The sequence below is a fragment of the Dolichospermum heterosporum TAC447 genome (assembly GCF_024584745.1).
Lineage (GTDB): Bacteria > Cyanobacteriota > Cyanobacteriia > Cyanobacteriales > Nostocaceae > Dolichospermum > Dolichospermum heterosporum.
On record NZ_CP099464.1, the window covers coordinates 217935 to 231323 of the forward strand.

14 protein-coding genes are annotated in these 13389 nt (G+C 38.1%); 9 read left to right on the forward strand and 5 right to left on the reverse strand.

Translation table 11 applies throughout. From position 1 onward, the window contains the following. Nucleotides 1–475 precede the first annotated feature (475 nt). From NG743_RS00980 to NG743_RS00990, 3 genes are all read left to right on the forward strand, one after another. Nucleotides 476–1894: an HlyD family efflux transporter periplasmic adaptor subunit gene (locus tag NG743_RS00980; protein WP_027400921.1), complete on the forward strand. Its 1419-nt coding sequence runs from the start codon at nucleotides 476–478 to the stop codon at nucleotides 1892–1894. Between the two features lie 69 nt (nucleotides 1895–1963). Further along, the gene (devC, locus tag NG743_RS00985) at nucleotides 1964–3118 is read left to right on the forward strand and encodes an ABC transporter permease DevC (protein WP_027400920.1); all 1155 of its coding nucleotides are present in this window, start codon (nucleotides 1964–1966) and stop codon (nucleotides 3116–3118) included. Nucleotides 3119–3534: 416 nt separating this feature from the next. Further along, nucleotides 3535–4251, forward strand: coding sequence for a DevA family ABC transporter ATP-binding protein (locus NG743_RS00990; RefSeq protein WP_027400919.1), 717 nt, complete (start codon nucleotides 3535–3537; stop codon nucleotides 4249–4251). Nucleotides 4252–4381: 130 nt separating this feature from the next. Here the strand turns inward: NG743_RS00990 and NG743_RS00995 are convergent, their stop codons facing one another. Beyond that, nucleotides 4382–5170: a hypothetical protein gene (locus NG743_RS00995; protein ID WP_152540406.1), complete on the reverse strand. Its 789-nt coding sequence runs from the start codon at nucleotides 5168–5170 to the stop codon at nucleotides 4382–4384. A gap of 105 nt (nucleotides 5171–5275) precedes the next feature. Here NG743_RS00995 and NG743_RS01000 point away from each other — a divergent pair, with 105 nt between their 5' ends. The 3 genes from NG743_RS01000 (at nucleotide 5276) to NG743_RS01010 (ending at nucleotide 7352) form a co-directional block, all read left to right on the forward strand. Further along, nucleotides 5276–6088, forward strand: a complete 813-nt coding sequence (locus NG743_RS01000; protein ID WP_257121299.1) for an HAD family hydrolase — start codon at nucleotides 5276–5278, stop codon at nucleotides 6086–6088. A gap of 643 nt (nucleotides 6089–6731) precedes the next feature. Continuing rightward, a complete protein-coding gene (locus NG743_RS01005; RefSeq protein ID WP_027400916.1) occupies nucleotides 6732–7070 on the forward strand; it encodes a Mo-dependent nitrogenase C-terminal domain-containing protein in 339 nt (112 codons plus the stop codon). 9 nt (nucleotides 7071–7079) lie between these two features. Then, nucleotides 7080–7352, forward strand: coding sequence for a cupin domain-containing protein (locus tag NG743_RS01010; RefSeq protein ID WP_027400915.1), 273 nt, complete (start codon nucleotides 7080–7082; stop codon nucleotides 7350–7352). Nucleotides 7353–7414: 62 nt separating this feature from the next. On the opposite strand, the gene NG743_RS26640 is transcribed toward NG743_RS01010, so the two are convergent. The 4 genes from NG743_RS26640 to NG743_RS01030 all read right to left on the reverse strand — a co-directional run bounded on the left by NG743_RS26640 (nucleotide 7415) and on the right by NG743_RS01030 (nucleotide 9846). Then, on the reverse strand, nucleotides 7415–7780 hold the full coding sequence (locus NG743_RS26640) for a Uma2 family endonuclease (RefSeq protein WP_306459863.1): 366 nt from the start codon (nucleotides 7778–7780) through the stop codon (nucleotides 7415–7417). A gap of 183 nt (nucleotides 7781–7963) precedes the next feature. After that, the gene (locus NG743_RS01020) at nucleotides 7964–8395 is read right to left on the reverse strand and encodes an NUDIX hydrolase (protein ID WP_027400913.1); all 432 of its coding nucleotides are present in this window, start codon (nucleotides 8393–8395) and stop codon (nucleotides 7964–7966) included. A gap of 8 nt (nucleotides 8396–8403) precedes the next feature. Next, nucleotides 8404–8856 (reverse strand): DUF3531 family protein, encoded by a 453-nt coding sequence (locus NG743_RS01025; RefSeq protein WP_027400912.1) that lies wholly within the window; start codon nucleotides 8854–8856, stop codon nucleotides 8404–8406. A 66-nt stretch (nucleotides 8857–8922) separates the two neighbouring features. Next, complete coding sequence (locus NG743_RS01030; protein WP_027400911.1) at nucleotides 8923–9846, reverse strand: Sll0314/Alr1548 family TPR repeat-containing protein; 924 nt, start codon at nucleotides 9844–9846, stop codon at nucleotides 8923–8925. A gap of 444 nt (nucleotides 9847–10290) precedes the next feature. On the opposite strand from NG743_RS01030, the gene NG743_RS01035 reads away from it, so the two are divergent. The 3 genes from NG743_RS01035 to NG743_RS01045 all read left to right on the forward strand — a co-directional run bounded on the left by NG743_RS01035 (nucleotide 10291) and on the right by NG743_RS01045 (nucleotide 13066). Then, nucleotides 10291–10950 (forward strand): ABC transporter ATP-binding protein, encoded by a 660-nt coding sequence (locus NG743_RS01035; protein ID WP_027400910.1) that lies wholly within the window; start codon nucleotides 10291–10293, stop codon nucleotides 10948–10950. 215 nt (nucleotides 10951–11165) lie between these two features. After that, nucleotides 11166–11921 (forward strand): 16S rRNA (guanine(527)-N(7))-methyltransferase RsmG, encoded by a 756-nt coding sequence (gene rsmG, locus NG743_RS01040; RefSeq protein ID WP_228043724.1) that lies wholly within the window; start codon nucleotides 11166–11168, stop codon nucleotides 11919–11921. Nucleotides 11922–12067: 146 nt separating this feature from the next. After that, nucleotides 12068–13066 carry a bifunctional riboflavin kinase/FAD synthetase gene (locus NG743_RS01045; protein ID WP_257121300.1) on the forward strand — a complete coding sequence of 333 codons (999 nt, stop codon included), beginning with the start codon at nucleotides 12068–12070 and terminating at the stop codon, nucleotides 13064–13066. Nucleotides 13067–13389 lie beyond the last annotated feature (323 nt).

Genomic DNA, 13389 nt, shown 5'->3' on the forward strand with positions numbered 1-13389 from the left:
ATGTAGAATTTAGATGAAGTTATCACCACTGAGACTTCTGGGAGGAAAAATAACGTTAATCACTAAAATTCCTAGTTGTCTGGTTTCGGCTGATAATTAGTAATTATTAATTGTTAAAATTCTTACCTATTTACTCAAAAGTTTTATTTTCTCTTGTAAACTTTAACTTTTGAAGTTTCCCACATCTTCTAAAAAATAAGATGTGAAATCTCAACTACTAATGATTTATTAAATCTACCAATTATTGTATCCCAGGTTGCTTTGAGACAGAAATTTTCATGTCAAGATAATACACTTGAATAATCACAGAGTGTAGTTTATGCAAGGTTAATCATACCCAACAATAATTATAAACTTGCCAAAACAAAAGCCCAAAAAGGTGTAAGTCTTACATAAAGTTTGCTGTGGATTTTAATTACAGCTAATTTACTTTTTTAGTTTCATCACCATAATTCAGATAAATAGGTTAAATATCATGTCAAGGGTGAATGAAAAATCAAAATCCCCAGAAAAGGCACTTGAGCAGCCGAAAATTTGGTTGAGTATTGCCGTAGCTTTGCCAGTAGCTATAGCTGCTGGGTTCTTAGCTACAGCGAGAATGGAACAATTAAAAAAACTGACTTCTGCTGTATCTGTAGCCCCAGTTCCTAATAGTATTACTGCCATAGGACGCTTAGAACCAAGAGGAGAAGTAGTTAAACTTTCTGCTCCAGCGGGTTTATCAGGGAGTTCACGAGTCCAGCAACTTTTAGTCAGAGAAGGACAACGAGTACAGCAAGGACAGGTTGTGGCAATTTTAGATAGCCGCGACACTAGTATGGCAGTAGTAGAAGAAGCCAAAGCTAAATTGCAAGAATCCCGTGCAAATTTAGCCCAAGTTAGTGCTGGTCCACCCAGAGATGCTCAAGCTCAAAGATTCATTATTTCTCGGTTACAAGCCCAATTAGCGGGGGAAAAAGAGGCTCAACAAGCGACAATTAGCCGAATTGCTGCCCAGTTAAGTGGTGAGAAAGTTGCCCAACAAGCCACAGTTAATCGTTTGGAAGCGGAACTACTGGGACAAAGAAATTCCTTGAAAGCTAATATGGAGCGGATTAGAGCCGAACAAAGAAACGCTCAAGTAGATTATGGGCGCTATGAATTTTTATACAAACAAGGTGCTATTTCTCAGCAAGAACGCGATCGCCGCCGATTAAGTGCGTTAACTACAAATCAGCAGTTAATCGAAAGTCAAGCTAGTTTAAAACGGGCAATAGATACCATTCAACAGCAAGTTTCCGAAGCTAGAGCTAATCAAATTAAAACCCTAGCCACTTTACAACAGCAGTTAATTGAAGCCACAGCCAACCGCAACAAAACTGTCTCCACTTTACAAAGACAAATAGACGAAGAAAGAGAAAGATTGAGCAGAATATTAGTAGTTAGTCCCCTCAGTGTCCAAGTAGCTCAAGCACAAGTTACTAATGCCATTGCCTTAATGAGAAAAGCTCAAGTAGAACTTCAGCAAAGCTATGTTAAAGCTCCTAGTTCTGGTGAAATATTAAAAATTTATACCAAATCTGGGGAAATCATGGGAGCAAATGGAATTGCGGAAATTGGACAAACAGATCAGATGTTCGTAGTTGCAGAAGTTCCTGAAGATAGTATTAATAAAGTCCGTTTAGGTCAAACTGCTACTATCTCTAGTGACAACGGCGCATTTAACGGTCAATTAAAAGGCAGAATTACATCAATTGGTAGAAAAATTGGCAAAAAAGATGTCTTAAATAATGATCCAGCCGCAGACATTGATGCCAGAGTTGTAGAAGTGAAAATTGCCCTATCTCCAGAATTTACCAAGCAAGTTTCTGGTTTAACTAACGCTAAAGTCACCGTAGAAATTAATGAGAATTAACATCATATTTCTATGCCAAATATTCATGTTCAACTACTTAATTAGTATCCAGATCAAAAGATTTAGAAAATGGCAGTAAAAATACCTTTATCTTGGCTACAACTGACAAGAGAAAAAACTCGCCTAGCCGTAGCTTTGTCAGGTATTGCCTTTGCTGATATTTTAATGTTCATGCAGCTAGGTTTCCGAGATGCACTCTATTACAGTAACGTCAGAATGCACAGTAGTCTAGTTGGCGACGTGGTTTTAATTAACAGTCAATCTAATGCTGTTTTGGCTATGAAAACCTTTTCCCAACGGCGTTTATATAAGGCGTTAGATTTGCCCACAGTTCAATCAGTACATCCTATATATTTAGACTATACAAGCTGGAGAAATCCTGTTACAGGTCGTCCTCGCAGTATCTTAATTTTTGGCATGAATCCAGAAGTTAATCTTTTTGATTTACCCGGAGTTGAGGAAAATTTAAATAAACTTAAACTGCCTGATGTGGTTTTATATGACCGTTCTTCTAGGGTAGAGTATGGTCCGATCGCTGATAGTTTTAATGCCGGAAAAGTTGTCACAGCAGAAGTACGCAGAAGAAAAATTCAGGTGGGTGGATTATTTACATTAGGGGCATCTTTTGGTGCAGATGGAAATTTAATTACCAGTGATGTTAACTTTTTGCGGATTTTTAATAACCGTCAACGGGGATTAATTGATATTGGTATTATTAAGTTAAAACCTGGGGCTGATCCCATAGTGGTAGCTCAAGAATTGCGAAGTTATCTACCTACAGATATTAATGTTTTAACCAAGGAAGAATTTATTGAATTTGAGAGAAATTATTGGGCAAGTAGTACGGCTATTGGCTTTATTTTTACCTTGGGAACAATTATGGGTTTTATTGTAGGAACTGTAATTGTTTATCAGATTTTGTATACAGAAGTCAATGATCATTTATCTGAATATGCTACGCTCAAAGCTATAGGTTACACTCAAAATTATTTACTAACTGTGATTCTTCAAGAGGCTTTTTTATTAGCAGTTGTTGGTTACTTACCTGGATTTGGCTGCGCTCTTGTTCTTTATAATGTTGCTAGAGATGCTACACTTTTGCCTATATTTATGAGTTATAATCGCGCCATTATGGTAATCATGTTAACTATTTTAATGTGTTTTATTTCCGGGATGATTGCTATTCGGAAATTAAACTCTGCCGACCCAGCCGATATTTTTTAGATTGGTTATTGGTTATTGGTCAGTTGTCAGTTGTCAGTTGTCAGTTGTCAGTTGTCAGTTGTCATTGGTCATTTGTCAGTTGTCAGTTGTCAGTTGTCATTGGTCATTTGTCAGTTGTCAGTTGTCAGTTGTCAGTTGTCAGTTGTCAGTTGTCATTGGTCATTTGTCAGTTGTCAGTTGTCAGTTGTCATTGGTCATTGGTCATTTGTCATTGGTGAAAACCATTCTTCTTCCTCCCCCACTCCCCCTACTTCCCCCACTCCCCCTACTTCCCCAACTTCCCCAACTTCCCCCACTCCCCCCACTCCCCCACTCCCCCCACTCCCCCCACTCCCCCCACTCCCCCCACTCCCCCACTCCCCCACTCCCAATACTCCCCCTACTCCCAATACTCCTGACTCCTACACTCCCCTATTATGATCAACAAAGAACCTGTAATATCTATTAAAAATATCAATCACTACTACGGTAAAGGATCGCTGAGAAAACAGATTCTATTTGACATTAGTTTGGAAATATATGCCGGAGAAATTGTGATTATGACTGGACCATCTGGTTCAGGGAAAACGACTTTATTAAGTTTGATTGGTGGGTTAAGGTCAGTACAAGAGGGAAGTTTAAAATTTTTAGGTGATGAATTGTGTGGTGCTAGTCAAAACAAACTGGTACACATGAGACGTAAGATTGGTTATATTTTCCAAGCTCATAATTTATTGGGTTTTTTAACGGCTCGGCAAAATGTGCAAATGGCTGTGGAATTAAATAATAGTATTTCCCAATCAACGGCTATTTCTCAGTCAGAGGAAATGCTGGCATCTGTAGGTTTACAAGAACGGGTTAACTACTATCCAGATAATTTATCTGGTGGACAAAAACAAAGAATAGCGATCGCTCGCGCCTTAGTCAATCATCCTCCCCTAGTTTTAGCCGATGAACCAACAGCCGCATTAGACAAACAATCAGGACGTGATGTAGTAGAAATCATGCAGCGTCTAGCCAAAGAACAGGGAACTGCCATCCTACTAGTAACTCACGACAACCGGATCTTAGATATTGCCGATCGCATTGTGGAAATGGAAGATGGTCTTCTTACTCGTGATGCTCAAAATATTCCTTCTAAGCATAACTCGTAATTTGGTTAAATACGCCTTATATTTTGCTAACCAAAAGTCTGTCTCTGTGTTGAATTTTCCGATATTTGTTAGTAATTTAAAGTGGTGATTATTTCTGAATCGTAACTGCATCAGATAAATCTACTAACTACTATTGTTTCGTCGGAGGAGTTTGACGGCTAGTTCTAAATGTCACATTTACCCCCTCATTTGACTGTTCTAGTACCAGCAACGGAGTCGGTTTAGCCTTTTGATCCCAGTGTATATAAACAATCCGACCTTGAATAGTAGGTTGCCAAGTATCGTCATCTTCCCTGGGGCTAAGGTATGTCTCTATACAATTAATGATTTGAGTAATGGTAGAAGAAGTAGCTTGAGTTGGTAACTTCACTAACCGAATTTGCGCTCGAAACAGCACCCGCTTGACAATGTTGGGCGCTACACCAGTTTCATACTCGACATCAAACGTTTCATCTACCTGCCTACCTGTGCTACTAGAAATCCCCACAGATCCTTGGTTAGCTTGGCTAGGACGCAGTGATAGAGAAATCTTATCTTTAACTTTGATTTTAATTTGATTAACTAGAGCAAAATGGAATACCTCCTCTGACATTCGCATCCGCAGATAATCTAGGTTAAATTCTCGTGAGTGAACTAAATCTGGATTAGTCTCCATTTTGCGAATAGTTTCCAAAGCCAACTTCAACTTTTTCTCTAATTCTCGCGTGCGGAATTGTTCAAATTTAAGTTTTTTGTCACCCCTTTGCAGGAGGATTCTGCCATAGGCAATCACAGCAACCAGCACTAAAACCATTCCTCCACCCGCAAATAGTAGCAATGGTAGAGGTAAACTCTGAGACTCGTGGATAACAGGTGAGACTTTATTTGTCTTTGTTGTCTTAGATCCAGAAGATTGAGCCAGAAAAATCGTACTAACCATAATTTACAACCTGAAATTATTAACTACTGATGTTTATAATACCCAAATCTTACTTAGTAGGTTGCTGTGGTATAAATATTTTTTACATTTTCTTGGTAATATCATATGTACAAACCTATTAGGGACTTGGATAAGCATCTTATTAATATACAGCAGTTGTCTGATATATCTACGCATTCATATCATATTTACCTACTGGCAACAGATATGGATGGGACACTCACTAAAAATGGCAAATTTACATCTCAATTACTAAATACTTTGGAGAGGCTATCCACAGCTAAAATTCCGGTCTTGATTGTTACTGGACGGTCTGCTGGATGGGTAAGCGCTATTAGTAGTTTAATGCCCATAGCCGGTGCGATAGCCGAAAATGGTGGTTTATTTTATCTATCAGATAATTCTGATCCAGTCACACTCACCCATATTCCTGACCTAGTTAACCATCGTCAAGATTTAGCCAAAACTTTTGTTAACTTACAAACTTATTTTCCACAAATTCAAGAATCCGCTGATAATTTATTTCGAGTCACAGACTGGACTTTCGATCTTACCTCACTGACAACCGAGGAACTACAAAAAATAGGTAATCTTTGTCAACAGATGGGTTGGGGATTTACTTACAGCAACGTTCAGTGTCATATTCAACCCCCAGGACAAAATAAAGCTGTCGGTTTATTAAAAGTTCTACGTCAATATTTTCCTACCTACTTCCCCGAACAGGTGATCACTGTTGGTGACAGTCCCAATGATGAAAGTTTGTTTAACCAGCGTTATTTTCCTATTTCCGTAGGTGTAGCAAATATACGCGGCTATGAAAATCAGTTACAACATCAACCTACATATATAACTACAGCAGCGGAAGGAGATGGTTTTTGCGAATTGTGTAGTTATATTCTAGAAAACTGTCAGATGTAGGGGCGCAGGGCCTGCGCCCAGTCACCGAGTCAGGAGTCAGAAGAAGAAAATTCCTTATTCCCTGTTCCCTGCGAGAAAGTAACCTCCACGACTTTTTTCTGAATCTGCTATCACCTAAAATTAATGTCATCATCTCCTAATGGTTATGCAGTCCAGCTAGAGGAGAAAGCTAGATACATCAGTGTTTCTAGCAATTCTCCCTGGAATTAAGTAATGGGACAGAATTAATTACACAATGTCATTGCGTTAGCGCAGCGTGGCGTTAGCCATATGAAACGAAGTGAAATAAAGTGAAATGAAGCAATTCCAAGGGTTGTGATTGCTTCCCTTCGCTCGCAATGACTGTAAATATTTTTGTCCAATTACTTACTGTGCCGTTTCTCAACCATTCATGGGGATTTTATATATAAAATTACTATATTCAATATCAGAAATCCATAAGCTAAGGCTATACCATTTTTATATTTTCTTTGTTATTTTGTATTCAACTGAACAGTTCTTCAACACAAAGCCAGTTTAAATAAAAATTAGTTCAACTACTTTACCGTTCTTTAAGTTCAGTGAAAATTTCCCAGATAATTTGTTGTGCAAATTGCCACATTGGCAAAATTTTATCAATCTCATCTACATAGGACTTACCATCATGCTAAAAACAAATAGTCAACCAATGATTCTCTCTAGTTTTGTCAACCCTATCAAAGAAACCCATTCAGTTAAAAATAAGTTTGATTTATTGCAAAAAATTCGTCAATGGTTCGACGAAATTGAAATTGATAATCCTCAAGTTGCTAGATTAATTGCTAAACTAATTCCTGCCCAATGTCCCTTTGAGCGTGATATCGTAGTTTTTGGTCGGAAAATTGCTCACATTCCGCCTATGTGCAAACTCAACCCACTGTATGAGCAGTTTGTCGGCTTGCGTTTTCGCGCATTATGTTATTTAGTAGATAAGTGTGGAGAAGACATCCAATCTTATTGTTAAATACAACTCATGGAAATTAAAGTCGTACATCAACCAAATCTTGCACATCTTAATGAGTTAGATGTATTCAACTGGCCAATTTGGGAAAAGGAAATATCTAAATTTTCTTGGACTTACGATGATCAAGAAACTTGCTACTTTTTAGCAGGTAATGTTGTTGTCACTCCTGATGGAGGACAAGCGGTACAAATGGGTAAGGGAGACTTAGTAACTTTTCCCGCTGGGATGTCTTGTACATGGGAAATTACCAGGGACGTAAAAAAACATTATTGCTTTGATTAGTATTTCTGCAATCTCAATAACTAATATCTGAAGAGATGGATTGGATATTATTGAGAGGTTGGCTAGGAAATTATTGATCCTAAAATATCATCTACAACTAAATTAACTTCGGGGAATGCTTGAATTGACATTTTTTCTCCTCGACTGAGTTTTTGAATGTCGCTATAACCATTTTCGCTAGGGTAGCGATAAACAATAATCGCTTGTTCATAAATATCAACTAACCAAACTTCAGTAATACCACTACTAGCATAGAGAGGAATTTTTACGTCTCTATCATATTCCAGACTGCTATCTGCAACTTCAATTAAGAGAAATACATCCTGGGGTTGAGGGTGTCCAGATTCATAAAAATCTGCACGAGGTTTCAGTAGTGCGAATCTTTTAAAAACATCCTTTTTTTGACTGAGCTTTAAACTGGTGCAAATGAGTGTTTCTTATTTGCTCCCAGTTAAGAGTTCCCTGTTCCCTGTTCCCTGTTCCCTTCTTTTGTAATGATCGGAAAAAACTTCTGTTCTTCCCTCCCCTACCCCCGGTGCCTCTCTTCTCCCCCTGCTTGCCTTCACCCGTCATTTTCGGGTTGACAGACTACTAGGTTCGGGGATCTAAGTTTATAGATAATCAAAAAAGACTTCAGGAACTAATCGTAATTCACCAGATTTAAACCGAGAAATATCTACCCACAATGCGCGATGTTGACGTTCTGGTGTTTCTGCAAAAGTTAAACTTTCGATTTGATAAAACTGGGAATCAGCAAAGTCGCATTCATAGAGTTGAATGATTTCATGTCCTTGTCTACCGTCAAAGGTAAATAAGTTCTCAATACAAGTTAAATAGCGAATATTTGTTAATTCTGCTTGAATTTCTTCTTGAAATTCTCTAGCTAAGGCTATGCGGCTAGTTTCGCCAAATTCTACACCACCACCTAAAGCCCGATAGAATGTTGATTGTTTTGTCGAATCGAATCCTTCAGAAACAAATATTCTATTACCATCTCGGATGAGTGCTAAAACAATCACCCGAATTTGACCTTCTTTATTCATAAATACAATTAATTATCGTAAATGGAAGAGGGACGACTTTCACTATCTTCTGTAGACCAATCTGGATTTTCGCCACCAATGTATAGTTCTTCAATAGTGACGTATTCTTCAGTTAGTTGAGTGAGGGCGTTGATGAGAATATCTAAGGCGATCGCATCACTTGTACCTAAATCAAACCAGCAACGCCCCCATTCTCCTTCGTATTCAAATTCACCCATGTTGTGCATCAAAGCCATTAAACTTTTATCATAGCCTTTGGTATCATAGTCCATATAGCTGATATCAAGTCCTGTGTCTTGGATTTGCAGATTTTCAGCATTAAATCCCCCTAATTTACCTAGATAAAACCAGGAATTGAATACTTCTTCTACATATTGTTTTTCCCTTTGGGAGGGAACATTGCTGAACTTAAACCAAATCCAAACATCAAAAGGATTAAACTCGCGGAATTGAATTTGCATTTTTGTAATGGGTAATGGGTAATGGGTAATTGGTAGAATCAGAATTTTATAACAACTGACTACTGACTACTGACTACTAAAAGCCTGATTGCGTTCATGTTCAATTTGTTTGACTAAATTAGCAGGAAGTTGAGATTTTTTGGCTAATGCTTTGTCAAAATAAGTTATTGCTTCCTTAATTAAATTCTGGCTTTTTTCCGCTTTCCCCTTTTCATGGAGAATTTGGGCTTTAAGATAGTAAATTTCTGGGTTGTCAGCAGTTGTTTTTAAGGCGCGGTTGACATAATCTAAAGCTTGGGAGTATTGTTTCAAATCTCGATAAGCTAAAGCAATACCTCTATTTACTAAATAATTAGGAGCAGCATTTTTTTCCAATCTTTCAATTACTTGATCTGGACTAGTAAAAGGTAAATTCACAGCTAACATTAAATCCATATAGCCGCGAATCAAGTTTAACTCTGGATCATTGGCAGAAATCTCTTCGGCTCTGTCAAGATAGGTATAGACTTTCCGCAACCGACTTAAAGCTTGGGGGACACCATTTACAGTTCCTTCTCGATTCAAAATTACCGCCCCTGTTAAAAAATGACCAACCGCAGTATATAAGTTACCACGCAATGGATCACTGGCGATCAGATTTTGTCCAGTTTCTAGAGTTTTACTGCTGTATTTTTCTAAACTAGCACTATCTTGATTTTGATATGCTAAAGAAGCCTGAATGGCGTAAATTAGAGGTTCATTGGGTTCGCTAGAGGCGGCTTTTTGTAAAGCATCTTTGGCTGTGGGATAATTTCCTTGTTGAAAAATAGCATGAAAAGCGGCTTCTGTGCGATCGCCAATTTTCCGCGATTCTCGACCCCGAAAGGGATCACCCGCAAAGGAGGGATTTACGAACATATTCAAAAGGATGGAAGTAGTCACAGTCACACTTAATAAAGTAGGCGATCGCCAAAATATCCTTAATTGAGGAATTAAAAACTGTTTAAACATAATAGCCTTTCTGAATAATTACGGTTGAAATTGTTGTATCTATTACCTAAAATGCCAAAATAGTGAATTATAAATTAGTCTATTTCCGCCAAAAATTTTCATATACTAAACACGGGTGAGATTTATTTTGCCAAATGACAAAGAACCCAGATATGTAGGGGTAAAGCAAGAGCTTCATAGGTGTTAACTTAAGCTCAAATCCTGATGATATCTCGTTCCCAGTCTCTGACTGGGAATGCTATTACAGAGGCTCTGCCTCTGTTTTCATAGAAGGCAGAGCCTTCTAGAATTCATTCCCATACAGAGTATGGGAACGAGAAAGGGTGAAACTGATATTTTACAAGGCTTTCACGTTAAGTTAACACCAATGAAGCTCTTGCTTTACCCCTACGTTTAGAATCAAACAATCAAGCCGTTTTGAGTATAACTTGGTAATTTACACAAATGCTCTATCTTAGAAATCTAACTTATCATCCCACAGCCTGCCCAAAAGCCATTCTCCAAGCTATAAATTTAGAATTACCACCCCAGAAACTAGGTTTAATTATTGGTCCTAGCGGTTCGGGTAAAAGCACCTTATTAGAAATTTTATCTGGATTGGCTAACCCTACTGCTGGTGGGGTTTTTTGGCGAGAACAGGGACTCATAGCCGAACAATTACAACAATTAGCAGGTTTAGTATTTCAATTTCCAGAACGCCATTTCTGCGGGGGGACAATTTTAGAAGAATTACGCTTAGGACATCCTGAACTGGGAACAGAACAGGTTAAACAAGCATTAACAGAAGTCGGATTAGATCATTTATCCTTATCTGTATCACCTCATACTTTAAGCGGTGGACAACAGCGACGTTTGGCTTTAGCGGTACAATTGATTCGCCAACCAAATTTATTATTATTAGATGAGCCTACAGCGGGTTTAGATTGGTCAATGCGTCGCCAACTGATAAATCTACTAGCCAAACTAAAAAAAGATTGGACACTGTTAGTTGTAACACATGATGCAGGTGATATGTTACCAATAGCTGATTATTGTTGGACATTAGATCATGGGGTTTTAACATCAGGAGTCAGGAGTCAGGGAGAAGAGGTAAAATCTGCTTGAGACTAAATTAATTTTAATAAATTTTAAACGCAGATAAACGCGGATAAACGCAGATGAAGAGGGATAAATTAGAGTTCTCCAATTAAAAAAATATCCTAAAATTTATTGTGGTGCGCTTCTCTTAATGGATTTTATGATTTTGTGCAGCCTCACATAAAATTGGGATAAGACTGGATTTTTCACTAAAGATAACTTAAAGAAATTAATTTTCACCAATGAATTTAGAATCTTTACCAATAGCTAATTTGCCAGAAATGGCGGAAATATGGCAAAAAACTCTGAACTGGCAACCAACAGTTTTGCAAAAAAATCAATTTCAACAACTTTATCAATTAATTATTGCTGGAAATCGTCAACTTAATTTAACTCGCATTACTGAACCTGATGAATTTTGGGAAAAACATCTTTGGGATTCTTTACGGGGAATTGCACCTAAACAAGTATTTATTCCTGGGATTGAACAGGGTAAGCGGATAATTGATATTGGTACGGGTGCGGGTTTTCCTGGTATCCCCATTTCCCTGATTTTTCCTAATTCTCAAGTTACACTTTTAGATTCTACGGGTAAGAAAATTACCTTTATCGAGACAGTTTTATCAGCACTTACTCTAAGTAATACCAAAGCTTTACTGAGTAGAGTGGAAGAAATTGGTCAACAAATTCAACACCGACAACAGTATGATCTGGCTGTAATCCGGGCTGTGAGTAATGTTTCTGCTTGTGCGGAATATTCCTTACCTTTGGTGAGAAAAGGCGGTTTGGCGGTAATTTATCGCGGTACTTGGACTCAAGCAGAAAATGAAAGTTTAGAGGCTGCTGTTGAGCAATTAGGTGGAGTCATTGAATTAATTGAGGAATTTTCCACTCCTTTGAGTAATAGTATTCGTCATTGTCTTTATTTGCGAAAAGTATCCAGCACACCAATTAGTTTTCCCCGTGGGGTTGGTATACCTAACCAAAAACCAATTTAATCAACGGACTTCTCGATTTTAGATTAGATTGGTGATTAGATATCTAACAGCGCGAGAGCGTCAACATCGTTATAAATGGCTGAACCAAAGGTTCAACAGTAGCTAAACGCTGATAGCGAAAATAAACCTAAAATCCCAAAATCCAAGTGTTAAATTTGTCTCAAAATGGGTGTTCTGTACGGGTTGCTTCTTCGACAGAAGAACTGCTGACACCAACTGCTGTTGCTCTTGGCAAATTTGATGGTGTTCATCTTGGTCATCAAAGAGTGATTCAGCCAGTATTGCAGTCAGCATGGGGTGAGGAGAATTCAGTCCGCCCCTACTCAACAGTTGTTACATTTGATCCCCATCCCCAAGAGTTTTTTACTGGACTTCCCCGTGATTTGTTAACACCACTAGATGAAAAAGTTGCACAATTGCGATCGCTTGGGGTAGAACAATTGGTATTATTACCTTTTGATAGAGAACTATCTGCCCTTTCTCCCGAAGAATTTGTCGATAAAATCCTAGTTCAACAACTGCAATGTCAACAAATTAGCGTGGGACAAGACTTTTGTTTCGGCAAAAAGCGCATGGGTACTGCTCAAGACTTGCAAGCGCTCGCAGCGAAATACAACATACCCGTAACAATAGTTCCTATAAAAACTGATACAAATATTTCGCCAGCAACAGATGATGCTCGCATCAGCACCTCATTAATCCGAGAAAGTTTGGAAGTAGGTGATATTCCCAAAGCAAATCGGCTTTTGGGAAGACCTTACACTCTCATAGGTGAAGTAGTAACAGGTCAAAAATTAGGGAGAACTATCGGTTTTCCTACCGCCAACATTCAACTACCAAAAGACAAATTTTTACCCCGTCATGGTGTTTACGCTATTGAGGCAATTATCCATAATGAAACTCCAGATAAATCTCCCACTCAGCAATTTGGAGTCATGAATATCGGCAACCGTCCCACAGTTAATGGTATAGATATTCGTGTAGAAGTACATTTATTAGATTGGTCTGGTGATTTGTATGGAAAAAATTTGCCTGTACAACTAGTAAAATTTTTGCGCCCCGAACAGAAATTTCCTTCCTTAGAAGCACTGAAAAACCAAATTCAACTTGATTGTACAGCAGCTAAAGAAATTTTTAGTTGTTAATGCTGAATTGGGGATTTAGTCCGCGCAGGCGGACTTTGTTTGTATAGCCGCGAATTTTATTCGCCAGGGCTTCTTTCGCATTTTCTCTGACACGATATAAGATAAAAACTTGACGCTTTAATACAAATTTTCGTATAATTGCTGCCAAATATCAATCCGCTTGTTTGGTTTTCATGTTTTACACAAACTCACATAAGCCCTATTTTGAACATGAACAGCAAAATCTTCTGGAAGCTTAGTATAGCCATGAATTTATCGCTATCTATGGTGTTTTGTGACTTTTCAAAGTTCCAATTAATACCTACAGCAATAGCGCAGACAAA